The organism is Asticcacaulis sp. AC466 (assembly GCF_000495815.1).
In the GTDB taxonomy this organism is placed as follows: Bacteria; Pseudomonadota; Alphaproteobacteria; order Caulobacterales; family Caulobacteraceae; genus Asticcacaulis.
Genome location: NZ_AWGE01000021.1, coordinates 55,024 through 77,988, shown reverse-complemented (window position 1 = coordinate 77,988; position 22,965 = coordinate 55,024). Strand labels below are relative to the sequence as shown.

Annotated in this window: 21 protein-coding genes; 9 read left to right on the top strand and 12 right to left on the bottom strand. The window is 61.2% G+C overall.

The genetic code is table 11. The features are described from left to right. Positions 1–134 precede the first annotated feature (134 nt). Positions 135–947: a LytR/AlgR family response regulator transcription factor gene (locus AEAC466_RS40765; RefSeq protein ID WP_023459734.1), complete on the top strand. Its 813-nt coding sequence runs from the start codon at positions 135–137 to the stop codon at positions 945–947. Here the strand turns inward: AEAC466_RS40765 and AEAC466_RS40760 are convergent. The 4 genes from AEAC466_RS40760 to AEAC466_RS40745 all read right to left on the bottom strand — a co-directional run bounded on the left by AEAC466_RS40760 (position 935) and on the right by AEAC466_RS40745 (position 9,217). Then, positions 935–3,265, bottom strand: coding sequence for a GH92 family glycosyl hydrolase (locus tag AEAC466_RS40760; RefSeq protein ID WP_023459733.1), 2,331 nt, complete (start codon positions 3,263–3,265; stop codon positions 935–937). The two genes, AEAC466_RS40765 and AEAC466_RS40760, sit on opposite strands and share 13 nt — an antisense overlap. A 29-nt stretch (positions 3,266–3,294) precedes the next feature. Continuing rightward, positions 3,295–4,719, bottom strand: coding sequence for a glycoside hydrolase family 125 protein (locus AEAC466_RS40755; protein WP_023459732.1), 1,425 nt, complete (start codon positions 4,717–4,719; stop codon positions 3,295–3,297). A 106-nt stretch (positions 4,720–4,825) separates the two neighbouring features. Continuing rightward, the gene (gene putA, locus AEAC466_RS40750; RefSeq protein WP_023459731.1) at positions 4,826–7,945 is read right to left on the bottom strand and encodes a bifunctional proline dehydrogenase/L-glutamate gamma-semialdehyde dehydrogenase PutA; all 3,120 of its coding nucleotides are present in this window, start codon (positions 7,943–7,945) and stop codon (positions 4,826–4,828) included. A gap of 99 nt (positions 7,946–8,044) precedes the next feature. Beyond that, on the bottom strand, positions 8,045–9,217 hold the full coding sequence (locus tag AEAC466_RS40745; protein WP_031239416.1) for a TIGR03862 family flavoprotein: 1,173 nt from the start codon (positions 9,215–9,217) through the stop codon (positions 8,045–8,047). 201 nt (positions 9,218–9,418) lie between these two features. On the opposite strand from AEAC466_RS40745, the gene AEAC466_RS40740 reads away from it, so the two are divergent. The 4 genes from AEAC466_RS40740 to AEAC466_RS40725 all read left to right on the top strand — a co-directional run bounded on the left by AEAC466_RS40740 (position 9,419) and on the right by AEAC466_RS40725 (position 11,102). Continuing rightward, complete coding sequence (locus AEAC466_RS40740; RefSeq protein WP_023459729.1) at positions 9,419–9,547, top strand: entericidin A/B family lipoprotein; 129 nt, start codon at positions 9,419–9,421, stop codon at positions 9,545–9,547. 166 nt (positions 9,548–9,713) lie between these two features. Continuing rightward, positions 9,714–9,839: an entericidin A/B family lipoprotein gene (locus AEAC466_RS40735; protein WP_023459728.1), complete on the top strand. Its 126-nt coding sequence runs from the start codon at positions 9,714–9,716 to the stop codon at positions 9,837–9,839. An 8-nt stretch (positions 9,840–9,847) separates the two neighbouring features. Continuing rightward, positions 9,848–10,459 carry a DUF1287 domain-containing protein gene (locus tag AEAC466_RS40730; protein ID WP_023459727.1) on the top strand — a complete coding sequence of 204 codons (612 nt, stop codon included), beginning with the start codon at positions 9,848–9,850 and terminating at the stop codon, positions 10,457–10,459. Next, a complete protein-coding gene (locus AEAC466_RS40725) occupies positions 10,449–11,102 on the top strand; it encodes a hypothetical protein (protein WP_023459726.1) in 654 nt (217 codons plus the stop codon). Before AEAC466_RS40730 ends, AEAC466_RS40725 begins: the two co-directional genes overlap by 11 nt. Here AEAC466_RS40725 and AEAC466_RS40720 read toward each other — a convergent pair. From AEAC466_RS40720 to AEAC466_RS40710, 3 genes are all read right to left on the bottom strand, one after another. Continuing rightward, entirely contained in the window at positions 11,064–12,092 is a 1,029-nt protein-coding gene (locus AEAC466_RS40720) for an adenosine deaminase (RefSeq protein ID WP_023459725.1), read from the bottom strand. The genes AEAC466_RS40725 and AEAC466_RS40720 overlap by 39 nt on opposite strands. Before the next feature lie 160 nt (positions 12,093–12,252). Further along, on the bottom strand, positions 12,253–13,836 hold the full coding sequence (locus tag AEAC466_RS40715; RefSeq protein ID WP_023459724.1) for an MFS transporter: 1,584 nt from the start codon (positions 13,834–13,836) through the stop codon (positions 12,253–12,255). A gap of 114 nt (positions 13,837–13,950) precedes the next feature. After that, positions 13,951–14,832: a LysR family transcriptional regulator gene (locus tag AEAC466_RS40710; RefSeq protein ID WP_023459723.1), complete on the bottom strand. Its 882-nt coding sequence runs from the start codon at positions 14,830–14,832 to the stop codon at positions 13,951–13,953. A 107-nt stretch (positions 14,833–14,939) separates the two neighbouring features. Here AEAC466_RS40710 and AEAC466_RS40705 point away from each other — a divergent pair, with 107 nt between their 5' ends. Beyond that, positions 14,940–15,869 (top strand): NAD-dependent epimerase/dehydratase family protein, encoded by a 930-nt coding sequence (locus AEAC466_RS40705; RefSeq protein ID WP_023459722.1) that lies wholly within the window; start codon positions 14,940–14,942, stop codon positions 15,867–15,869. A 52-nt stretch (positions 15,870–15,921) separates the two neighbouring features. Next, positions 15,922–16,680: a metallophosphoesterase family protein gene (locus AEAC466_RS40700; protein ID WP_023459721.1), complete on the top strand. Its 759-nt coding sequence runs from the start codon at positions 15,922–15,924 to the stop codon at positions 16,678–16,680. Positions 16,681–16,754: 74 nt separating this feature from the next. Here the strand turns inward: AEAC466_RS40700 and AEAC466_RS40695 are convergent, their stop codons facing one another. Then, the gene (locus AEAC466_RS40695; protein ID WP_023459720.1) at positions 16,755–17,474 is read right to left on the bottom strand and encodes an SDR family oxidoreductase; all 720 of its coding nucleotides are present in this window, start codon (positions 17,472–17,474) and stop codon (positions 16,755–16,757) included. Between the two features lie 157 nt (positions 17,475–17,631). Between AEAC466_RS40695 and AEAC466_RS40690 the strand changes: the two genes are divergently transcribed. Together AEAC466_RS40690 and AEAC466_RS40685 are read left to right on the top strand one after the other, a co-directional pair. Beyond that, on the top strand, positions 17,632–18,216 hold the full coding sequence (locus AEAC466_RS40690) for a TetR/AcrR family transcriptional regulator (RefSeq protein WP_023459719.1): 585 nt from the start codon (positions 17,632–17,634) through the stop codon (positions 18,214–18,216). 201 nt (positions 18,217–18,417) lie between these two features. Next, entirely contained in the window at positions 18,418–20,208 is a 1,791-nt protein-coding gene (locus AEAC466_RS40685) for a chloride channel protein (RefSeq protein ID WP_023459718.1), read from the top strand. Positions 20,209–20,210: 2 nt separating this feature from the next. Here AEAC466_RS40685 and AEAC466_RS40680 read toward each other — a convergent pair whose 3' ends face one another. The 4 genes from AEAC466_RS40680 to AEAC466_RS43960 all read right to left on the bottom strand — a co-directional run bounded on the left by AEAC466_RS40680 (position 20,211) and on the right by AEAC466_RS43960 (position 22,943). After that, entirely contained in the window at positions 20,211–20,810 is a 600-nt protein-coding gene (locus AEAC466_RS40680) for an SOS response-associated peptidase (RefSeq protein WP_023459717.1), read from the bottom strand. A 28-nt stretch (positions 20,811–20,838) separates the two neighbouring features. After that, on the bottom strand, positions 20,839–21,576 hold the full coding sequence (locus tag AEAC466_RS40675) for a LuxR family transcriptional regulator (protein WP_023459716.1): 738 nt from the start codon (positions 21,574–21,576) through the stop codon (positions 20,839–20,841). 203 nt (positions 21,577–21,779) lie between these two features. Next, the gene (locus AEAC466_RS44645; protein WP_155913817.1) at positions 21,780–22,031 is read right to left on the bottom strand and encodes a hypothetical protein; all 252 of its coding nucleotides are present in this window, start codon (positions 22,029–22,031) and stop codon (positions 21,780–21,782) included. Positions 22,032–22,163: 132 nt separating this feature from the next. Continuing rightward, positions 22,164–22,943 carry a LuxR family transcriptional regulator gene (locus AEAC466_RS43960; RefSeq protein ID WP_023459714.1) on the bottom strand — a complete coding sequence of 260 codons (780 nt, stop codon included), beginning with the start codon at positions 22,941–22,943 and terminating at the stop codon, positions 22,164–22,166. Positions 22,944–22,965: the final 22 nt, after the last annotated feature.

Here is a 22,965-nt window from a genome sequence, read left to right as displayed (position 1 = left end):
TTTGGGGTCAAGGCGCGGCACCTTTTCGCATTCGCCGACGGCTCCACAATTGAACTGGAGGGAAACCTGACTTGCGGCTAATCTTAAGCTCAAGTGCGCCGCTTCTGACGGCGGCGCCGAAGGGGCGAATAGGGATGACCGGCAATCAATCGGGGGCAGATGGCGACCAAATAGGGACGAGGCGATTCATTCCCTGGTCTCTCTATGGCATCATCGCCCTGTTTCTGCTCATCGTCATACTGGTCAATATTTCGTCTCACATGATTGAGGACCCCAAAACGGCTTTGTGGGAGCCAGCCCTGTGGGAGATGTCCAGCTATGCCGCCATCATGCTGCTGACCCCGGCGCTCTATTTCAGCTATCACCGCTTCCATTGGCGACGTCTCGGCCTGCCGCGCTTCGTGCTGATCCAGGCGGGGGCCTGCCTTTTGTTTTCGCTCCTGCATATTGCCGCCATGGTCGCCATCCGGGAGTGCGGATACAGCCTGGTCCACCGGACCTATAACTTTGCGCAGGGGCATCTGGCGCTGGAGCTGATCTATGAAGGCCGCAAGGATGCGCTGACCTTTCTGGTGGTCATGGGCTTCTGCTGGGTCAATGAGCGGTTGACGCAACCTATGCCAGCCCTTTTGCCGGACCGCATTGAAATTCGCACCGACGGTCGAACCGTCTACGTGTCACCTGCTGAAATCGTCTATGCCGAGGCGGCGGGTAACTATGTCGAACTGCATCTGGCCTCAGCCCCGCCTCTATTGGTGCGCGATACGTTGGCGGCCTATGACAAGCGGTTGTCGCCCTACGGCTTTGCGCGTATCCACCGTTCGCGGTTGCTCAATCGCCGCCATATGCGCCAGGTGTCCAGCACGGGGTCGGGCGATCTGCGCATCACCTTGAACGACGGCCGTGAACTGGCTGGCAGCCGCCGGTTCCGCGATCAACTGTACTGAAACGACGGCGGCCGGTCGGTGGGGGCGTGGCCAAAGGCGAGATTGGGTGTATCCGACATGACAAAGCGCAGGACGCCGCCCTGCATCAGATCGGCATGGCCGATCCATGACCGCGTCTGCGGCACGCCGCGCCACGAAACGCTGTCGATATAGGGTTTGTCGTCACCGGCGCCATCCGCCAGGACAGTCAGTGACCGGCCGTTGCCCAGCGCGATATCCGCCTTCGGGAAGAGGGGGGAGCCGAATACATAGACGCCGCTGACCGGGTCGACCGGATAGAAACCCAGCGCCGACAGGATGTACCACGCGCTCATCTGGCCGCAGTCCTCATTTCCCGCCATGCCGTCCGGCCCGTCGCGATACTGGCTCCTCAGGATATCATGAATGCGGGCCTGGGTTTTATGGTGCGCCCCGGCATAGGCGTATAGATAGGCGATGTGGTGGCTGGGTTCATTACCATGCACATATTGGCCGATCATGCCGGTCATGTCGGGCGGCGCATCGGGGGGCAGGTCCGAAGAGGCGTTAAACAGGGCGTCCAGCTTCGCTTCGAACGCCGCGTCACCGCCGAACAGCTCTATATGGCCATAGAGGTCGTGCTGATTGAGGAAGGTGGCCTGCCACGCATTGCTTTCCGTATAGTCCCACCACCGTTTTGAATTATACCCCATGCTGCGCGGATCAAACGGCGTGGCCCATTGGCCATTGGTCAGGCGCGGGCGGCAGAATTGCGTCGCCTTGTCGAATACCTGACGGTAGGTGCGGGACCGTTCGCGCAGCAGGGCTGAGTCCATGTAGGCGCCGGCGGCCTGAGCCATATGGGCCATAGCCCAGTCGTCATAGGCGTATTCCAGCGTCTTCGACACCGACTCGCCTTCCAGGTCGCACGGGATGTAGCCCAGTGTGCGATAGGCATTGAGGCCGGGTGTGTTGCGGTCGAAGGCGAGCTTGCGATAGAGCGTCCAGGCGCGCTTGGCCACCGCCGATGTCCGATCGCCGAACAGGCCCTTATGCAGAGCCTCGGCGATCACCACCGCGGAATGCCAGCCGATCATGCAAAAGGTCTCTACGCCCTGCAATGGCCAGATGACCGGGCCCGCCGGGCTTTGCTCGCCCTGTTCGATCAGGTTTTCGGCGAACGCCATGGCGTGCTGGGGCGCGATAAGGGTCATGAGCGGATGCAGGGCGCGGTACGTGTCCCACAACGAATAGGTGCTGTAGTTGAAGCGGTCCGGTGGCAACTGGTGCACCTGCTTGTCCATGCCGCGATAGCGCCCGTCGGAATCGCTGAACAAGGTTGGGGCGAGGTGCGTGTGGTAGAGCGCGGTATAAAAAATCCGGCGCTTTTGCATGTCGTCTGTTTCGAGGCTTATGCAGCCGATGGCGCCGTCCCAGGCCGCGCGCGCCTCCGTCACCGTTTCATCGAAGCGGAAGCCCAGGCCATCCGAATCCAGATTGGCCAAGGCGCCGTCTATATCGACGGCCGACAGGGCGGCCTTGACCAACAATGGTCCGCTCAGGTCCTTGCCGAAATGCAGCGCGACCTTCAGCGATGTCCCGTCATAGGCGGTGGCGCCGGCTATTTCCGTTTCGTCCTTGTAGAAGGTCATCGAATCCGCGGGCTGCGACAGGCGCAGGGCAAAATGGATGACGCGCCCCTGCGCCCACTGGCGTACGACGCGCGACCCCACCAGCGTGTGTGCGTCGAGCAGCTTGATCGACGAGGAGATTAGCCGCGTGGCGCTGCCGTCGTAATTGCGAAAGCCGTGTGCCCAGTCGATCAGCAGGTGCGCGTCTCCGGCCGGAAAGGTGTAGCGGTGCAGGCCTGCCCGCGCTGAGGCTGTCAATTCCGCCTTTATGCCGGTTTCGGGAAGCACGATGCTGTAATAGCCGGGCATCGCCGTTTCCGCGTCATGACTCATGCGTGTACGATAGCTGCCCTGCGGATCGGCCAGCGTGCCAGGCTTGATGCGCACCTCGCCCAGCACCGGTACGACCAGCAGGTCCAGCATATCGCTGGCGCCGGTTCCGGACAGGTGGGAGTGCGAAAACCCCAGCAGGGTCTTGTCGTCGTAATAATAGCCCGAGCAGGCATCCCAGCGCGCATTATCTGTGTCGGGCGACAATTGGATCATGCCTAAGGGCACACTGGCACCGGGATAGACGTGACCGTGGCCGCCCGTGCCGATCATCGGATCGACAAACCGGATATTGCCTCCCGCCAGCGCAGTCGCGCCCTGGGCCGATGCCAGGCGAGGCAAACCCGCCGCCAGGCCAGACGCGGCGCCCGAAGCCAGTAATGAACGACGCGACAGCATAGGCTTCCCCCCAACACGCATACAGCACGCTACACGACGAGTTTAGGCTTGCGCCGCACGATGTCCAGCACCAGTTCGCCGAAAAGCGTATTGGCCCAGGCGAACCAGGGCCGCGTAAACTTGGCGGGATCGTCCTTGTCGAAGCTTTCGTGAATAAAGCCGGTGCCGGCGGTCGTCGTCTGGAGGGTTTTCAGGCTCTGGGCGATTTCAACCTCGTCATCGCTGGTCAGGGCCCGCATAATGATCGACATCGGCCAGATCATGTTCATGCCGATATGCGGCCCACCAATGCCTTCGCCTGCCGCGCCGACGAAGAAGTATGGATTGGCGTCGCTCCACACCGCCGCGCGGGTGGCTTGATACAGAGTGTCCTCTGTCTCGCACGCGCCCAGATAGGGCAGGCCGAGCAAGCCGGGCGTATTGGCGTCATCCATGAAGAGGGTGTTGCCAAAGCCATCCGCTTCATAGGCCCAGACAATGGTGCCGTCGGGCAGGCGGTGGCGGCCATATTGCGCCAGCGCCGTGCCGATTTCTTCAGCCAGGCCGGTGCATTCGGCGCGAAAGCCGCTATCAAATCCGAGTGGGCCGGCCATTTCGGCCAGATGCCTCAGCGACACGGCGGCAAACAGATTGGACGGAATCAGGAAGGGCAGAACGCAGGCATCGTCCGAAGGACGGAAACCCGAATGGATCAGCCCGACCTTTTTCGTCGGTGCGCCGTAGCCGTTCAGCGGCATCATTTCGGTGGAGGCGGTCGCATTGCGCAGGAACCGGTAAGGGCCGGGATCGGTCTTGCGCTGCTGAACCCGGAAGGTATGCACGACGGTGCGCATGGCGTGACGCCATTCGTCGTCGAACGGTACAGTATCGCCCGTTGCCTTCCAGTAGCCATGCGCCAGACGCACCGGATAGCACAGGCCGTCGAGCTCCCATTTTCGTTCGGCGACACCGGGCTTCATCTCGGTATCGTCCGATGCTGACCATTCCAGATTGGTCATGGCTGTCGGGTCGCGCATGAAGGCGTTGGCGTAGGGATCAAGCAGGATGCAGCGCGCCTGACGCCAAATCAGCCCGCGAAACAGGGTGGTCAGCGCCTTGTCCTTGGCGGCATAGGGCAGGTAGGGCCACACCTGGGCGGAGGAATCGCGCAGCCACATGGCATCGATATCGCCGGTGATGATGAAGGTATCGGGCTTTCCATTGACGACCGAGGTCGTGACGGTGGTGTCCAACGTATTGGGGAAGCAATTTTCGAACAGGTCGGCCAGCGACTTGTCCTTCAGCTTCTTCTTGGTCTGGGTAATGACCTGCTCGATGGCGGGGCTGGTAAAGCGGCGCTCGGCCAACGGCGGACGGCCGACTCTGGCAGCGGTCTGGGCGGGGGTTTGGGCTCGGGCTTGACCGGCCACGGCAATGGCGCCGAGCGTTAGCAAAAGTTCCCGCTTGTTGAGCATAATGCCGTCCCTTGTTTTTCCTGTTGCCGCATACTGGCAAAGGACGATCGGGGCGTAAAGCCTATGCCCGCCTAAGGTGTGGCGTGACGCGCGCGTGTAGCCGGAGCTATAAATTCAGCAGTGCTGGATCGCCCCCCTGGGCCGTAATATTTATGCTGATCGCCCGTTCCGAAGCGAAGCGCGTCAAAGCCAGCGGGCCGCCCGCCTTTGGACCCGTTCCGGACAGGCCTTCGCCGCCGAAGGGTTGGACCCCGACCACCGCGCCTATGACGGTACGGTTGACATAGACATTGCCTGCCGGGACGGCATGCATGATCTTTTCGGCAAAAGCCTCCAGGCGCGAATGTATGCCCAGGGTCAGGCCGTAACCGCGCCCGGCCAGAGCCTTCGTCATCTCATCCGGATTTTGCGAGTCGTAGCGGATGACATGCAAGATCGGTCCGAAGACTTCGCGTTCCAGCTCGGTGGGCGATGCCAGTTCCGCCAAGGTCGGCCCGAAGAAGTGCCCGTTCAGGCCCTCCGGCATCGGCGTGCGGTGCAGGATCTTGCCTTGGCTTTGCAGGGTTTCGAGATGAAGCTGGAGGATATCTTGGGCATCCGCATCGATCACCGGGCCGATGTCGGTGGTGAAGTCGGCAGGGTCGCCGATGGCCAGCATGTCCATGGCGCCTTTTAGCGTCTCGATATAGCTGTCGGCCAATTCGTGGGGCAGGAACAGCAGACGCAGGGCCGAACACCGCTGACCGGCTGATCCGAAGGCCGAGGCGATGACGTCGTCGACGACCTGTTCCTTGAGCGCGGTGGTATCAACAAACATGCCGTTCAGGCCGCCGGTTTCGGCGATGAAAGGCACGATCGGTCCCTCTTTTTGCGCCAGGGTCAGATTGATGCGCCGGGCGGTATCCGTACCGCCGGTAAAGGCGACGCCCGCTATGCCGGGATAGGCCACCAGCGCCGCACCGATTGTCGCGCCGTCGCCGGGCAGCAGGGCCAGAAGGTCGGGGTGCAGGCCCGCGCCGTAGAACAGCTTGACGGCCTTCTGGGCGATCAAGGGCGTCTGCTCGGCGGGTTTGGCCAGGACGGCATTGCCGGCGGCCAGGGCGGCCGCGATCTGGCCGGTGAAGATGGCCAGCGGGAAGTTCCACGGTGAGATGCACACGAAGACGCCACGACCGTGCAGGAGGTGGGCGTTGCGTTCGCCGACCGGGCCGGTCAGGGTGGTCGGCGCCGAAAACTGCTCGCGCGCCAGTTTGGCGTAATAGCGGCAAAAATCGGCGGCCTCGCGCACCTCGGCGATGGCGTCGGGCCAGGTTTTTCCGGCTTCGCGCACCATGACGGCGCACAGCTTGTCGTGCTTGCTTTCCAGCGCGTCGGCCATGGCCTCGAGAACCGTCGCGCGGCCGTCGCCCCCGGCGTCGTTCCACGCCGGTTGCGCCGCCTGGGCGCGCGCAAAGGCCTCCTTGATCATGACCGGGTCCGCTTCATGGACATCCCCGACGATGCGGGTGATGTCCGCCGGCGCGAAGATGTGCGCGGCATAGGTGGAATGCGGTTTGCCGCCGATAAGGGCGTTGGCGTCTTTGCGGTCGGCATCGAGCGCATGAACGGCGCGGGTCAGGCGGTCGCGAACCGCGGCGATGCTGACATCGGGGCCAAAGCTGTTCAGCCGGTCGCCATACAGGTCGCGCGGTAGCGGCAGCCGCGCATGGCGGTCGGGATGGGCGCGCACCTTGTCGACGGGATCGGAGATGACATCTTTCGGTTCGATCTTTTCATCCAGCAGGGCGTTGACGAAGGACGAATTGGCGCCGTTTTCCAGCAGGCGGCGAACCAGATACGGCAGCAGGTCTTCATGACCGCCGACCGGCGCATAGGCCCGCAAGGGAAAGGCCTCGAACTGTTCCGCGGCCTGGGCATAAAGCTGTTCGCCCATGCCATGCAGCCGCTGGAACTCGACCGTGACGCTGGCGGCATTGGCCATGCGGCGCACCGCCGCCAGCGAATGGGCGTTGTGGGTGGCGAACTGCGAATAGATGTGCGGCGCGGCGTCGATCAGGGCCTTGGCGCAGACCAGGTAGCTCAGATCGGTCGCCGCCTTGGTGGTATGGACGGGATAGTCCTCGCGGCCCATGACCTGGGCGCGCTTGATCTCCGTGTCCCAATAGGCGCCCTTGACCAGACGGACCATCAGGCGGCGGCCGCTTTTTTCTGCCAGCACGCGCAGGGCGGCGATCACGTCGGGGCAGCGCTTCTGATAGGCCTGGACCGCCAGTCCCAATCCCTTCCAGGCGCCCAGTTCCGGCTCATGGCACAGCCGGTCGAGTACTTTCAGCGACAGGGCCAGACGGTCGGTTTCTTCGGCATCCAGGGTAAAATTGATATTGGCGCGGGCGGCCAGGACAGCCAGCGGCTTGAGGCGCGGGTAGAGGTCCGCCATGACGTCATCTATCCGGGCGGCTTCGTAGCGCGAATAGAGGGCCGACAATTTGACCGAAATGCCGTGATCGGCTTCCGGTCCCCGGCTGGCCACCTTTGACAGGGCGACGATGGCGTCTTCGTAGGCCTTGGCGTAGCGGACCGCATCGGCTTCGGTACGCGCCCCTTCGCCCAGCATGTCGAATGAACAGAGATAGCCATCCTTTTTCGACCGCTTCAATGCCGCTTCGATGGTGCGGCCCAGAACGAACTGCTCGCCCATGATGCGGATGGCCTGGGCGACCGCCCGACGGGTAACGGGCTCGCCCAGCCGCGCCGCCAGGCCGGTAATATAGCCGCCGACATCCGACTTGGCCTTGTCCTCAACATCAATCATCTTGCCGGTCAGCATCAGGCCCCAGGTCGAGGCATTGACGAACCAGTTATCCGATTGGCCCAGATGCGAGGCCCAGTCGGCCGAGGCGATCTTTTCGGCGATCAACTGGTCCCGGGTCGCCTCATCCGGCGTGCGCAAAAGCGCTTCGGCCAGGCACATGAGCGCCAGGCCCTCGGCGGTGCCAAGCGAAAATTCCTTGAGGAAGCTTTCAACCACGCCCTGACGTTGGGCGGCCTTGCGTGTGGACCGCACCAGCGATTCGGCTTCAGCCCGCACCACGGCGCGCGTCTGGTCGTCAAGCGGATTGGCCTGAAGGAGGGCTGCGCATATCGCCGCGTCGCTTATATATTTATGGCTGTCGAGGCTATCCCAATCGAAGACATATGCGCGCAGGGCAGGGGCGGAATCCGGCATAGTAACCTCCTATTTTTGTTGCATTGGATACTACTGCAAGGCCTCGAAAGATAGACTATTTTTGGTGCAGGCTATCACGTTTGCACGATGACGCACGGGCTATTTGCGGCCTATCGCTTTCGCCGCCGCGACCCCCGTGGCGAAGCAGGCCTGAAGCAGATATCCGCCGGTCGGCGCCTCCCAGTCGAGCATTTCGCCGACGGCATAGACGCCGGGCAAAGCCTTCAATTCAAAGTCCGGCGTCAGGGCGTTGAAGCTGACGCCGCCGGCCGAGGAAATCGCACGGTCGAGCCCTTGCGCACCGGTCAGGCGCACGCTCACTGCCTTGATGTCGTCCGCCTTGACTTCGTGGACCAGAGCGATGGCGGCCGGGCCGAGATTGAGCGCCTTGCGCAGGCGGTTCGACTGGCTGTCTTTTGGTGAGGCGCGCTTGAGCTTGTTCACCACCTGTCCGGCGTCGAGATCCGGACGCAGGTCCACGACCAGGTCGGCGTAACCGGTCTTGGTGATTGCGTCACGCAGGGCGGCAGACAGGGCATAGACCGCGCCGCCTTCGACCCCGCCGCGCGTCAGCATGAGTTCGCCCTTGACCGTGCGGCCGGCGAATTGGGCGGCGATGTTCTTAAGCGGTTCGCCGGCAAAGCGGTCGGCGAACAGGGCGCTCCAGGCCGTCTGGAAACCGACATTGGCGGGCTGGAACGGCACGATCTCAACGCCGTTTGCGGCTAGCCCGTCCGCCCAGGTGCCATCACCGCCAAGCCGGGGCCAGCTTGCGCCGCCAAGCGCCAGTATCGTGGCTTTCGGGACGATGCGGATATCGTCATTGAATAAAAGCGCATCGCCATCCCAGCCGCGCCAGTCGTGACGGGTATGGAGGGTAACGCCCTGGCCTTCCAGCCGTTTCAGCCAGGCGCGCAACAGGGGCGAGGCCTTCATCGCCTTCGGGAATACGCGTCCGCTCGACCCGACGAAGGTGTCGGCGCCCAGGCCATCGGCCCAGGCGCGCAAAGCCCTGGCGTCGAAGGCCTCCAGTACGGGGCGCAAAACCTGCGCCCGCTTGCCATATCGGGTAACGAAGCGCTCGAAAGGCTCCGAATGCGTGAGGTTCAAGCCGCCGCGACCGGCCATCAGGAACTTGCGCGCCACCGACGGCATGCGGTCGTAAATCGCCACCTTGACGCCAGCCGCGCTAAGCGTTTCAGCCGCCATAAGGCCGGCGGGGCCGGCGCCAATGACCACAACCGTGTCTGGAACTATATGGGGTAGGGACATTTTACGAGATATGGCTGGAGAGAGATATGGTGCGCTCATAGCGTGGAATGGTCGGCAATGCCAATCTCGTCCGATGCCGCCATGATTATATCCGACATCACCACTCATCGAATCCTTATGCCGGAAGTGTGATCTTGCGACTCACGTGGCGATCTTGTCCACGCAATCTGAGAAAAAGGGACAGACCCCATGATAAGCCCGATGAAGCGCATTGCTATGATTTCCGTTATCGCCCTCCTGCCGATCCTCGCTGCCTGCCACACCGTTCAAGGTGCCGGCAAGGACGTTACCGCCGTTGGCAAGGGCATGGAAAGCGCCGCCAAGCAGTAAGACGCGAAGCGATCGCAAATCTATCTTCAGCCCATGGTGTAGGTGCGCCATGGGTTGTTTTATTGACTGTGCTTGGCGACGGTTTGCATGGTTGGTTCAATTCCCGTAAAATCGCCGCAATTGCGAGTCACGCTCGTAACACCAAACCTATCTGAGGACTATTATCATGAAGCGTATTGTTATTGTTTCCCTTCTCGCTCTGGCGCCCCTTTTGGCCGGGTGCCATACCATCCAGGGCGTCGGCAAGGACATCACCGCTGTCGGGCGCGGCCTGGAAAACACCACGCACTAAGACGTCTGATGAATCGCCGCGCGCTTTTGACGGGGTTGTCTGCTGTTGTCCTGACCGGACCGGCCCAGGCTAACCCTGTCGGCGCAGCGCCTTCCCGGCGTGATGCGTTTTTGGCGGCGGCGCATGAACAGACGCGTCGCTCCGTAACCTATGACGGCACCTATACCCGCATCCCTTACCCCATGGGGGATGTCGCCCCTGACAAGGGCGTGTGCACCGATGTGGTCATCCGCGCCTATCGCGCCATCGGCATAGACCTGCAACAGCGCGTCCACGAAGACATGGCTGCCCATTTCGCGCTGTATCCGCGCACCTGGGGGCTCAAGCAGCCGGACAGTAATATCGATCACCGCCGCGTCCCCAATTTGCGCGTTTTTCTGTCGCGGTTCGGCCAGGCCTTGCCGGTCACGACAGAGCCGGGCCATTACGCCGCCGGTGATCTGGTTACCTATCGCATACTGGGTAAGATGCCGCATATCGCCGTGGTCAGCGACCGCATGGCCCTTTTGGACCGGCGGCGTCCCTTGATCATCCACAATATCGGGTGGGGCCCCAAGGAAGAAGACAGCCTCTTCATGCTGGGCGCCGAGCTGACCGGGCATTACCGTTATGCCGTTTAGGCGTTTCGTCATCTGGGGCGTTGAACGTCTTCTGGAATGGCATCTGGCCATGCTGTGCCTGCTGGCCGTGCGGTTTCTGCTTCCGGTCCATGACGAAAGCTATGTCAGTCTCAATGCCTTCGTCGCGGGTGTGAGGGAAACCTGGCGCGCGGGAGTGGACGATGCCCGCTTCATGACCGATGCCTTCATGAACGGCGACCGGCTGCTGTATGGCTGGAAGACCTATGTTGCCACAGCCTATGTCATAGGCGTCCATATCTATCTGCAGAGCCTGTATCTTTTTACATCTCTGTTGGTGCGACGCGTCAGTGACGGTCGCGACACGCTGTTTTCCATCGCCGCCTTCCTAGTGAGTTTCGTTATCTTCTGCGCTCTGAATTTGCCCAGTCATGATGCGGGCAGCCTGCGCCTGGCCCTGTGTCTGTTGATCGGTGGGTTGGTTGTGGTCGGTCTGAGCGCCGAATTCGGTAAGGCTTTGAACGAAAAGCCAGTGCCGCCTCGCAACATGGCTTCGCGGTCAAAGTCTTCGCGGAGTCGGCCCGCAACAGCCTTTTCGATCGGCCAGCCCGAAGTTTCCGCTGTGCCCGAACGAGACGCCGGCTATTCAGTTTTCCGCCGCAAAGCGCTCTATTTCCGCGAGTAGCTCGGCCTTGCGGTCATCGCTGGCGAACGCGCCGGTAATGCCGTTGCGCGCCAGGGTCAGGCAGTCTTCGCGGCTGATCAGGCCGCGCCGCGTCAGGGCGCGGAAATTATCGTTCACATAGCCGCCGAAATAGGCCGGGTCGTCCGAATTGATCGTTGCGCGTAGCCCTTTTCGCAACATGTCAGGAATGGGATGGTCGTTGAGGTCCGTAACGACGCATAGCTTGTGATTGGATAACGGACACACCGTCAAGGTCAGGCCTTCGGCGGCGATGCGCGCCACCAGGGCCGGGTCTTCCAGTGAGCGGTTGCCGTGGTCGATGCGGTCAATATGCAGCACGTCCAGCGCCTCATAGATATATTCCGGCGGGCCTTCCTCGCCCGCATGGGCGCACAGTTTCAGGCCCAACTCGCGCGCGCGGGCGAAGACGCGGGCGAATTTCGCCGGCGGATGGCCGACCTCGGAACTGTCCAGACCAACGCCGGTCAGTCGGTCGAGATAGGGCTCGGCCACGGCCAGGCTTTCAAAAGCCGCCTCTTCGGACAGGTGGCGCAGGAAGCTGTGGATCAGAAGGACGCTGAGGCCGAGGGCTTTGGCGTCTTTCGCGGCGCGGCTCAGTCCCTCTATGACGTGGGCATAGGGCACACCGCGATCGGTGTGGGTCTGGGGATCGAAGAAGATTTCAGCATGGCGGACGTGGTCGGCGGCGGCGCGGCGGAAGTAGGCCATGGCCAGATCGTAGAAATCCGCCTCGGTGCGCAAAACGTCCGCGCCCTGATAATAGATGTCGAGGAAGTCCTGAAGGTTGGAGAAATCGTAGGCGGCCCGCAGGACTTCGACATTCGCATAGGGCAGGGTGATGCCGTTGCGCTGTGCCAGTTCGAACATGAGCTCAGGCTCCAGCGAACCCTCGATATGCAGGTGCAGTTCGGCCTTGGGCAGGCGGGAGACGAAGGCGTCAAGCGCTGAAATGGCGTGTGTGTCGGGCATGGGGGAAGGTCCTCTTGCGCCTATAGTCGGATCAAATGCCCCGGTTTGGCAAGCCCGCCAAGGCACTTTAATGTTGGCGTCTCGGCAATGTTGGCATCTCAGCGCGAACCGTAACAGCGTGCGCCCCGCACGCCGCCGCTGACGCGGCCTCTGAGCGCCCTTAGTGTTTTTCAAGGTCGCGCAGGTCCAGACCGCGCGTTTCTGTGCCGTAACGGATGAATAGGCCCAGCGCCAGGACGATCGGCACGATGATCATTCCGGCCGCGATACCGAGCGGCGGCACAAGGGCGGTAATGCTGAGAGTCTGGGCCAGGACGCCCCCGCCCTTGGTGCAGGCGGCGATCCAGCCGGTCGCCCGCCCGCGGATTTTCAGCGGATAGCTTTCCGAGGCATAGGGCAGCAAAATCGCCAGAATGCCGTTTGAGCCGATGATCAGCAGGGCGATGGGCAGGACCGGGCTACCGCCGACCTTACTTTCCAGCAGCAGCACCCAGATCAGCCCGGCCAGGGTGATCGTCACCATGGTGGTAAAGGCCCATTTGGTGCTCCACTGGCTGTAGATCCACGTGCAGACAAAAACGGTCGGGAAGGCGATCAGCGCCGATTCGGCCAACAGTTTCGATGACACCGCCATCGAATAGCCCTTGGCGACAAGGTCGTTGGGCAACCACAACAGCAGGCCGAAATTGATCAGGCCCCAGGCCAGGGCCGCTATGGTCAGGGCGGCCGTCTTACCGATCAGGCCCGGCGTCCACAGCTTTGGTTCGCGGCCATCGTGCCGGGCGTGGTGATGAGCGAAGGTATCGTCCGTGTCCTCTTCGTTTTCAGCCAGCCTGTGGCTGACCGTTCCGAAGCGCGCCATGATCCGCTGCGCCTCGTCATCGCGTCCGCGCGACAGCAGGAATTTGGCCGATTCGGGAATGAGTCCGCCCATCAGGATAAGGATCAGGCCCGTCGGCAGGTTTATCAGCCACAATATGCGCCAACTAAAGGTCGGGACCAGCAGGTAGGAAAAGCCGGATGCGGCGAAATAGCCGCCGACGGCGCCCAGTCCGCCGACCAGGACTAGCGCCCAGCCGCGATGGCGCGACGGCATGGTTTCAGCTAGCAGGGCGTAGGTGACGGGCAGCATGCCTCCCGCCCCGGCCCCCATCAGGAAGCACATGATTTCGTTCCACAGCAGGCTCGGCATGGCGCCGCAGATCGAGGTGCCGACAAACACCACAGCCGACAGCAGGATCGAGGCCTTGCGGCCGTAGATGTCGGCGATAATACCCCACAGGATCGAGCCGCAGACCGTGCCGATCAAGGCGAAGAAGGGCACCAGCGAGGCCTGGGCCTTAGTGACACCGTATTCCTTGATCAGTCCGGGCATGACAAAGCCGAGACTGGCGGGTTTCATGACATCGATGATAAGGGCGACGACCAGCACGACCATGAGCAAGGCATGGGCGGGGCCGAGTTTTGCGTCCTCTGGCGCGGCGACGGCGATGCGTGTGGCGGACCTGACCTGCTCGCCCACACCTACGGGAAGAAGGCCGTAGGCGGCGATGAATATGCCCGCGACGATCAGGAACATTCCAAACAGCATGCCGTTGTCCATTGGCATGCCGGCGAGGGCAAAGCCCATGTCCTTGCCCATCCAGAACATGGGCAGGTGCAGCAAGACGCCGATGGTGACGCACACGCAGCCGAGCCCAAAGGCCCAAACCCCGCGTCTGTCCAGAAATACCTTCGCGTCCATGTTCGCTCCCCGACTGTCCGTCTAGGGATACGCGAAAAAAGGCAAAAATAAAGCTTTAAATTCAGAGCGTTGCTTGTCTACGGTACTATGGGCATGTAGTGATGTTTCTACCTGTTAGGGTTTGAGGCGCGCCATCAGTGCCGTCGTCAGGAAATCGGCGACACGACGGATACGGGCATTGCTGCGCACCTCTTCGTGCATGACCAGCCAGACGGGCAGGGCCGGCAGCCGCATGCCGAGATGGAGCCGCTCCAGCTGTGGGCGCGCACCGGCCAGCAGGTCCTGCGCGAACCCTATGCCGGCACCGGCCAGCAGCAGGTGCCAGCAGACCATCTGGTCGTCGGTTCGCACAGGGAACTGATTGCGCGTCACGGCAAAGCCATGGGCCGCATATCCTTTGATAATGTCTTCCGCGCGATCGAAGCCAATAACATCATGCGTCAAAAGGTCGGTGAGCGTCTGCGGCCGGCCGCGTCGGTTCAGGTAGTCGGTGGTGGCATACAGACCAAGCGGCGTGTCGCCCAGCTTGCGCGCAATCAATGCGTTCTGTGTCGGATCGAACATGCGCAAGGCGATATCGGCATCCCGGCGCAACAGATTTTGCGCGGTATCGGAGGCAACCAGCTCGATCTGTATCAACGGTTCTGCCTGGCGTAGATCGGCGACAATCGGTGGCAGGATCAGATTGGACACCACGACCGAGGCCGTGATGCGCACCGTGCCGCGCAGGGTTTCTCCCTTGCCCTGGGCTTTCAGGGCCAGCGCCTCGGCCGCCTGTCCCATCAGGCGGGCATCATCGACCAGGGCAAGCGCCGCTTCCGTCGGCTCAAGCCCCCTGACTGAGCGATGGAACAGCGGGGTGCCGACGACCGATTCCAACTCTCGGATATGTCGGCTCAGCGTCGGTTGAGTCGTGCCTGTGGCGGTGGCAGCGGCCGATAGCGATCCATAGTCGACCGTGGCGAGAAAGGAGCGCAGCAATGTCCAGTCAATCATCGCGAGTCCATCTATTCAAATATGAATATTAAAGATCAAATTTATGGCAATTTATATGCGCAATCAACTAGAATAAAGTCATCCTGTCAATCAATGGAGATGGCAAGATGAAAACGGTTCTGGTTCTGGGCGCCAATGGCGGCGTCGGCAAGGCGGTGACTAAGGCCTTTCTCGGTGCAGGATGGCGGGTCCTCGGCCTGGTGCGCGCGGGTAAGACGGTGGCCGATGGGATCGTCCCCATATATGCCGACCTGTTCGATGCGGCGGCGGTCGTTCGCGAAGCAGGTCATGTCGATCTGGTCTTCAACGGCCTCAACGTGCCATATCCGGTATGGGACACGCAGGCCCTTGCGACCTACACGGCGGCGGCCGACATTTGCGAAGCGTTGAACGCCCGCCAGATCTACCCCGGCAGTGTTTATAATTTCGGCAGTCGTATGCCGCGCGCCCTGACACCCCAGACGCCGTTCGCGGCCGATACCCTGAAAGGCCGTATTCGCGTCTCTATCGAAGACCTGTTCCGGCAGCGCGCCGAAGCGGGCCGTCTGCGCACGATCCTGGTCCGGGCGGGCGATTTTTTTGGCGCCGGGGCGTCACAAAGCTGGATGAATGCCCTGGTGGCCAAGGAGCTTGGCCGGGGTAAGATCGTGACGCCGGGCAAGAAAAAGACGCTGCACGCCTGGGCCTATCTGCCCGACTTGGCGGCGGTTGTGGTGCGGCTGGCCGAAATCGAAGCCTCGCTCGGCGCCTATGAGGTCTTTCATTTCGAGAACCACAACGTCTCGGCCAGGGCACTCGCCGAAGCGGGGGAACTGGCTCTGGGGCGCAAGGTTTCGGTTAAACACATGCCCCGTTTCATGTTCTCGCTTATCGCCCTGTTCAACCCCTTCATGAAGGCAGCCCTGGAAATGCTTTACCTCTGGGACGTGCCGCATGGCTTGGTGGATTGCGGGGAGGGGGCGCAGAAAGGCCTCGCCCAGCTTATCGGGCCGCTACCGCGCACCCCTCTCGATCAGGCGATGAAGACCTTGTTATGACTTTTTTTCAGGTAGGATTTGAATTGTCAGGTGAGGCGTCTATATAGGCGACATGACCTCCCGGATTTCGCAACTGACCTACGCCATCGGCGATATCCACGGGTATGACGACCTGTTCGAAGCCATGCTCGATCGCATCCGCGCGGATGCCGAAGCCTTGGGCGAACGTCCGCGCATCGTCCTGCTCGGGGATTATGTCGATCGCGGGCCATCGTCGCGACAGGTGCTGGAACGGGTCCGGCTTTTGCAGTCGGCAGGGTGGTGCGACCTGATCGCACTGATGGGCAATCACGAAGACGCCCTGCTGCGCTTTCTCGAAGAGCCGGAGTTCGGCGAAACCTGGCGTGACTGGGGAGGTGCTGCGACGCTCGAATCCTATGGCGTCGCCATGCCGTTCATGGCGGGGTCAGAGGATATCTGGTCGCAGGTCAGCCGCGACTTCGCCGCCGCCTTCGATCCGGCACATCTGGCTATGCTACGGCAAATGCCGGCATCGTTTCAGGCGGATGACTATCTGTTCGTTCACGCCGGCGTGGACCCGGACCGACCGTTGGCCGAGCAGGACAGCGAAATCTTCATGTACATTCGCGGGCGGTTCCTGCGCGCCGAACAGTCCTGCGACTATGTCGTGGTCCACGGGCATTCGCCGCACAGGGAACCCGTCAATGCCCGGTGGCGCATCGGCATCGACACCGGGGTCTACTATACCGGCGTCCTGACGGCGATGCGGTTGCACGGTGAAACGCGAACCCTGCTTCAGGTCAGCCGGAATATGGACCATATCACACGACCGCCACCGGTTTTCTTCTGACACAAGTCAAAAGGCGGGACCCGGTCCCGCCTTTTTTACATAACCAATCTCTTTATACGCGTTTTGCGCAGAGCCTAACCTTCGCCGGCCAGGGCCGTGTCGAGTGTCTTGCCGTCGCTGGCCCACAACTGGCCGATATGCAGGGCGACCGGATCGGGGAAGATATAGGTTTGTCCTGCGGCAATGCCCTTGACGATTTCGCTGGCGCAATGCTCCGGAGAGGTCTTGTCCATCGGAATATCTTTGGCCAACTCGGTATCGATCGGCCCGGGGTATATGCCAAGCACCTGTATTCCAGACCCTTTCAACGTCGCGCGCAGGGTCTGTGTCAGGGATTGCAGCGCCGCCTTCGATGCCGAATACCCGGCCAGGCCGGGGGCTGAGGTCAGGCCGACCACGCTGATGACATTGGCAATCGTCCCTGACCCGCGGGCCGTGAAGGCCGGTGTAAAGGCGCGGATGATGCGTAAGGTGCCGTAATAGTTGACATTCATATCGCCGGCGATCAGTTCGATCGGGCTTTCGATGAAGTTTGCGAACACGGCCGTGCCGGCATTGTTGAGCAGAATATCGGTGTCGGGGGCCAGCTTTGCGGCGGCGTCGACCGAGGTCTGATCGGTTATGTCGAGTTGCAACGGCACGACACGGGCATCGCCGAAATCGGGCAGGGTGTCGGTACGACGGGCGCCGGCATAGATTTTCTTCACATCGGTTTTCAGTAGTTCGCGTACGGTGGCGGCGCCGATACCGCGATTGGCGCCGGAAACGAGAACGGTTTGATTGGCATAGGACATGGTGTGGCTCCTTGACTGCCGTCGGTAGCGGCGGCGCGTTTATGTAAACAGATCGGTTTACATCGCTGTAGGTAAACAGATCGGTTTACATTGTCAAGCACCTGTGCTATGAATTTTTTGGAGTTTGCACACTCGATACGATGCGATGAGGGACGTCATGGCTGACACGCGCGCCGCGCCGAACAAACGGCAGGAGATCATTGATCAGGCCTATCGGCGCTTCTATGACGGTGGCTTCCACGCGACGGGCATAGACACGGTCATGGCCGATACCGGCATTTCGAAGCGCACGCTTTACAAGTACTTTCCCAGCAAGGAAGACCTGATCGAAGCCGTGCTCGATCAATATGGCTGCGACACGGAATCGCAACTGTTCGCCCCGGCCATGGCGCGTAGCGACGATCCACGCCGCCAGATAGAGGCGGTATTCGACGTTCGCCGCGACCTCATGGCGCAAAAGGATTATCAGGGCTGCCTGGCCATGAAGGCCGGTCAGGAATATATCGGCAAACACGAAGGCATCGTCGCGCGCGGCAAGAGCGCCTCACTCTACGTGGAAGACAAGTTCATCGACCTGTGCCGGAGGGCGGGTCTCACGCGGCCGGAGGACACGGGGCGCCAGATAAATCTCCTGTTCCAGGGCACGGCGCTGACAGCCCAGATGCAGCGCGACCTCACCGTGTTCGATCTTGCCAAAAAGGCCTTGCACATCCTGTTCGCGGCCGCTGCGGCCGAGAACTGAGGCCAGAATTGGAAAGCAGAATTGGAAAGCAGAACTGAGTATGCGGCTATCGGATGGCTGACCATGGCGCTGGCGTAAGGGCTTGCGTGACTCCGAATCCTCGCGGTATTTTTGGACGGGACGAATAACGCGCCCGGGCGGCGAATTTCCTTCACAAGCCGGTAGTCTGCGCCTAAGCTTAGGGCAGAATCCGGAGCCGTCATGCAATTGCCGAACGCTCAACTGGGCGATGTCATCCTGGGAAAAGTCGTAAAGCGTCCGGTATTGCGCGGCGTTGCCATGATCAAGCGCTACCTGCAAGGGTCCGAGGTCTGGTTCATTGTCCTCGCGTCGGGCGTAGGGTTGGTGTCCGGTATCATGGCGGCCTTGCTTGGCCATTTCGCCCATGCCCTTCAGGCGCTGCTTTACGGTTTTTCCCCCGACCTGCGTCTCAGCGCCTTGCCGAAGATCGAGCCCTGGCATCTGGTCGCCCTGCCGATCGGCGGCGCGGTGCTGGGTGCCGTGCGGATAATCTTTCCACGCAGAACCCGCGCGCCTATCGATGTGGTCGAAGCCAATGCGCTGTACGGTGGTCGTATCCCATTGCGCGACAGCCTGATGGTGTCTTTCCAGACCTTCCTGTCGAACGGTTTCGGCGCTTCGGTCGGACTTGAAGCGGCCTATGCCCAGTTGGGCGGCGGCTTTGCTTCGAAGGTCGGTCAGTGGCTGGACCTCAAGCGGCAATCCCTGCGCACCCTGGTCGGCGCAGGCGCAGGGTCCGCCATCGGTGCAGCGTTCGGCGCGCCCCTGGCCGGCAGCTTCTACGCCTTTGAGCTGGTGCTGGGCGGCTATACGCCGGCCACCCTGGCGCCAGTCGCTGCGGCGTCGCTGATGGCCGTGCTGGCGGCGCAACTGATGAACATCGAGCCGTTCGTCATCGCGTCGACCGCCGGCCAGACGATCGAGATCGCCGGCTATCTTCTCTACGCCCTTCTGGGGGCGATCTGCGCGGGCGTCGGAATTGCCATTATCCGTCTGGTGGCCAGCGTCGAGGCGGTCGTGCGCAAACTGCCGGTTGGTGATGTCTGGCGCCCGCTTCTCGGCGGCTTCTTCCTTATACCTGTCGCTTGGGCCGCCCCGCAGGCCCTGAGTTCCGGTCATGGCGCCATGCATCTCTATATGGCTCAGCAGGCTTTGGTTGTTACCCTTTTGATCGTTTTCGCGCTCAAGCTCTGCGCTTCGGTTATATCTCTGGCCTTTGGCTTTCGCGGCGGTCTGTTCTTCGCCTCGCTGTTCCTGGGGTCATTGCTCGGTTCCGCCTTCGCCCAGATCGTCAACCAGATCTATCCGCCAGCCAATCTCGATATTCTCAACGCGTCTCTGGTTGGCATGGCAGCCCTGGCGGTCGCCGTTGTCGGCGGGCCGATGACCATGTCGCTCATGGTGCTCGAAGTCACCCACGACTTTAACCTGACTGCGGCCGTCGTCACGGCAGCCTTGTGTTCGAGCGCGATCATCCGCGAACGCTTTGGCTATTCTTTTTCGACCTGGCGCCTGCACCTGCGCGGCGAAACCGTGCGCAATGCCCGCGATATCGGTTGGGTCAAATCCCTGACTGCCGCCAATCTGATGCGCAAGACCCATACGATCCTGAACGAGAATACAAGCATCGCTGCCTTGCGTGAACAGGTGCCGCTCGGTGCAACCTCCCGCGTTCTGCTGGTCAATGATGATCACGAGTATCGTGGCATGGTGCCGACGGCGGAGGCGTGGATTGAGACACAGGACATGGTGACGCCACTCAGCGCCCTGGCCCGCCAAAGCGAGGTCTATGTTCGCCCGGATATGGATATTTCCGCCATCATGCGGGTATTTGAGCATTTCGGCGTCGATGACCTGGCCGTGGTCGACGAAAATCACAAACTTTTGGGCCTGTTGACGGAAAAATACGTCAACCGGCGCTACGTCGAAGAACTGGAACGATCCCAGCGGGAATTTTTCGGCGAGATGTAGCTTTACGCCGCCATGACCTGCAACGGCGCGGGCCGGGTCAGGTCCACGGGGCGGTTACGCAACCAATCCTCCCATTGTTCGGGATGCAGGACCACCGGTTCGCGGTCACGGATGGTGCGCATGTCGTCGCCGGCGTCCCTGGTAATAATGGCGAAGCTCCATATGTCGCCTTCGGCCAGGCTGGCGCAATCCCATACGCCGGCGAAGGCCAGGGGCTGGTTATCGCCGCGGGCGATGCGCCATTTTTCCCGCGCCGTTTTGGGCCCTGACCATTCATAGAAACAATGCGCGGGCACCAAAGCGTGACGGTAAAGCCAGGGCCCTTTGAACGCCGGCTTTTGCGCGATGGTGTCCAGGCGTGCATTGAAGGTGGTGCCCTTCCAGTCCTTCAGCGTCCCCCGGTACCAGTGCGGAATGAGACCGAACCGGGCAGGGATGATCTCCAGCTCCCAGGTTTCCGGGTTCTGGACCACTATTGGTGCGCCGACGGTCGGCGCGATGCGGGCGGTTTCGGCGCTTTCCATGTCGTCGGGGAGGGCGGTCATTCCCAGCGTATTCTTAAGGAAGCTGAGATAGAGCAGGGCTTCGAAATGGCCGCACATGGCATGTCCTTTACTCTGAACCGGGAAGTCACAGACTGATATGGCCGTTCGTTAATCCGACGACAACCGCCGTGACCCGATTGACGGCATTCAATTTGCGGAATACCGCGCGCATGTGCGTGTCCACGGTATTACGGCTGATGCTCAAAATCAGGCCGATCTCATCATCCGTCTTGCCGGCGGCGACCCATGTCAGGATTTCGCGCTCCTTCGGTGACAAGTGGGGCTGGGGTCGGTCCGGACGGCCGTTCATCCTTTTGAATACGGTGTAGAATTGGTGGCAAAGGGCGTTCAGCATGTCCAGATGCGGGCGTGTGGCGTAGCGCTGCTCCGAGGATGCCAAACCCACCCCCGCTATGGCCGAAGCAGCGCCGCGAATGGGGATGCCTACCCCGTTATTCAGGCCGGCCTCCTCGGCCAGGCGCATGAAACGGGTCTGTTTTGCGGTGTAGGTCGTTGTTTGTTCAAGGCTTTGCCAGGTAAACGGCCTATCGCGTATGATGCCGGCGCGCATGACGGGGTCGTAGACGGCGCAGTCATTTTCAGAGTAGTATTTCACCCAGTCTTCCGGATAGGAATGAAAAACGACGTGCCCACTCAGTTCGGGCGGCAATTCGGCGTCATGGCGAACGATAAATACGATCCGTTCATAGCCGTACTGGGCCAAACCCTTCCGCAGAAACCCGAACAACTCTTCTCCATCACGAGCATGAGCCGTATCCGTGACAAAATCCTCGAAGAGGTAGCGGTTGACCGAATCGAACATGCGCTGACATAACCAGAGTTGGATTGTGTGTTAGCATGTTACCGTTTGCCAGTCTTGTAATTAAACGCGCTATTCCGATATACGGAAAAGATACGCGAATTGTCCGCACATCGGGTCTCCCTCCCGAACGTGCGAACAATCCGTGCCCCCGCGCCCCCCGGCACATGTCCTGAAGAGATCAAATTCAGGACAGGTTGCAATCACTAATGCATGACGGTTTTTGTGCTGTGGTAATTCCGGTGCATCCGAGCGTCGAGCGCGGCATGCCGGGAGTCACAGTAGCGGGTCAGGAAACTGTCGAAGACGTCGTTAAGGCCGTCTGCCAGAAGCTGATCGCCGGTTTCCGCAGCAATTCCGCGCAAGGTGTCAAGCCGGCTCAAAACCTCCATCACGGCGTCGTCATGACTGCGCGTAGCGGTCAGAGTATCTGATTGTGCCTTGATTTTATCTGTCATATGCACCTCTGCCAGCCTTCACACAGCGGCACCAACCAAGCATATCGAAAGAAAACGCGCCATCACGAGAATTCGTGACCCCCGTCCGCAAGATGTGGAAAAGCGCTCGCGACGGCGTTTCAGGGACGAATTTCAGGGACGAATAACGCCTTCCGCGATGCCGCGCACCACGGCCGTCACGCGGCTATGGGCGCCCAGCCGGGCGAAAATTTGCCGCATATGGGTATCCACGGTGTTGCGACTGATGCATAGGATGTCGGCAATTTCCTGGTCGGTCTTGCCGGCAGCGACCCAACTCAGGATCTCGGCCTGCTTCGGCGTGATGCCCTGGCCCGGAGACTGGCCCTGAGACTGGCCCTGAGACTGGGGCTGAGACTGGGGCTGAGGGTGCGCATTCAGGCGCTTGTAGCTAAGGTAAAACTGGGCCGTCACGGCGGCGATCAGATCGGGATTGGCGTAGGTGGCATCGCGCCGCTCCGTTGAGGCAAGACCAAGACTGGCCACCAGTCCGCTACGGCCCCACATAGGTGTCGAGATGCCATTATGAAGTCCGCCAGACCTCGCCACGTCGTAGAGCCGGGTCTGAACCGGCTTGTAATCCGACCGCCTTTCGTGTGCTTCCCAGTCCAGGCTGGTCGTGCGGGTGCGAAGGGCAAGCATGATCGGGTCGTACCGATCACACGCATTTTCCTTGTAATAGGTCCGCAGCTCTTCCGGAAAATTATGCAGAACCCCGCGGCCATGGACGCGTTGCGGCAGGTCCGGATCATCTATGACCCAGAGGCTGATGCGATCGTAGCCATGCTGGGCTACGGCGCGTTTCAGCAGCGCGAACAATTCCTCATCCGCCGTCGCCCGATGGGTGTCGGTGACGAAATCCTCGAACTGATAGCGGTGGATGACATCGAACATTGGGCTACTCACGTTGCGTCAG

Excerpts from the sequence above, each read along its gene's own strand:
- AEAC466_RS40765 (WP_023459734.1), top strand. The coding sequence starts at position 135 with ATGACCGGCAATCAATCGGGGGCAGATGGCGACCAAATAGGGACGAGG.
- AEAC466_RS40760 (WP_023459733.1), bottom strand. The coding sequence starts at position 3,265 with ATGCTGTCGCGTCGTTCATTACTGGCTTCGGGCGCCGCGTCTGGCCTG.
- AEAC466_RS40755 (WP_023459732.1), bottom strand. The coding sequence starts at position 4,719 with ATGCTCAACAAGCGGGAACTTTTGCTAACGCTCGGCGCCATTGCCGTG.
- putA (WP_023459731.1), bottom strand. The coding sequence starts at position 7,945 with ATGCCGGATTCCGCCCCTGCCCTGCGCGCATATGTCTTCGATTGGGAT.
- AEAC466_RS40745 (WP_031239416.1), bottom strand. The coding sequence starts at position 9,217 with ATGTCCCTACCCCATATAGTTCCAGACACGGTTGTGGTCATTGGCGCC.
- AEAC466_RS40740 (WP_023459729.1), top strand. The coding sequence starts at position 9,419 with ATGAAGCGCATTGCTATGATTTCCGTTATCGCCCTCCTGCCGATCCTC.
- AEAC466_RS40735 (WP_023459728.1), top strand. The coding sequence starts at position 9,714 with ATGAAGCGTATTGTTATTGTTTCCCTTCTCGCTCTGGCGCCCCTTTTG.
- AEAC466_RS40730 (WP_023459727.1), top strand. The coding sequence starts at position 9,848 with ATGAATCGCCGCGCGCTTTTGACGGGGTTGTCTGCTGTTGTCCTGACC.
- AEAC466_RS40725 (WP_023459726.1), top strand. The coding sequence starts at position 10,449 with ATGCCGTTTAGGCGTTTCGTCATCTGGGGCGTTGAACGTCTTCTGGAA.
- AEAC466_RS40720 (WP_023459725.1), bottom strand. The coding sequence starts at position 12,092 with ATGCCCGACACACACGCCATTTCAGCGCTTGACGCCTTCGTCTCCCGC.
- AEAC466_RS40715 (WP_023459724.1), bottom strand. The coding sequence starts at position 13,836 with ATGGACGCGAAGGTATTTCTGGACAGACGCGGGGTTTGGGCCTTTGGG.
- AEAC466_RS40710 (WP_023459723.1), bottom strand. The coding sequence starts at position 14,832 with ATGATTGACTGGACATTGCTGCGCTCCTTTCTCGCCACGGTCGACTAT.
- AEAC466_RS40705 (WP_023459722.1), top strand. The coding sequence starts at position 14,940 with ATGAAAACGGTTCTGGTTCTGGGCGCCAATGGCGGCGTCGGCAAGGCG.
- AEAC466_RS40700 (WP_023459721.1), top strand. The coding sequence starts at position 15,922 with ATGACCTCCCGGATTTCGCAACTGACCTACGCCATCGGCGATATCCAC.
- AEAC466_RS40695 (WP_023459720.1), bottom strand. The coding sequence starts at position 17,474 with ATGTCCTATGCCAATCAAACCGTTCTCGTTTCCGGCGCCAATCGCGGT.
- AEAC466_RS40690 (WP_023459719.1), top strand. The coding sequence starts at position 17,632 with ATGGCTGACACGCGCGCCGCGCCGAACAAACGGCAGGAGATCATTGAT.
- AEAC466_RS40685 (WP_023459718.1), top strand. The coding sequence starts at position 18,418 with ATGCAATTGCCGAACGCTCAACTGGGCGATGTCATCCTGGGAAAAGTC.
- AEAC466_RS40680 (WP_023459717.1), bottom strand. The coding sequence starts at position 20,810 with ATGTGCGGCCATTTCGAAGCCCTGCTCTATCTCAGCTTCCTTAAGAAT.
- AEAC466_RS40675 (WP_023459716.1), bottom strand. The coding sequence starts at position 21,576 with ATGTTCGATTCGGTCAACCGCTACCTCTTCGAGGATTTTGTCACGGAT.
- AEAC466_RS44645 (WP_155913817.1), bottom strand. The coding sequence starts at position 22,031 with ATGACAGATAAAATCAAGGCACAATCAGATACTCTGACCGCTACGCGC.
- AEAC466_RS43960 (WP_023459714.1), bottom strand. The coding sequence starts at position 22,943 with ATGTTCGATGTCATCCACCGCTATCAGTTCGAGGATTTCGTCACCGAC.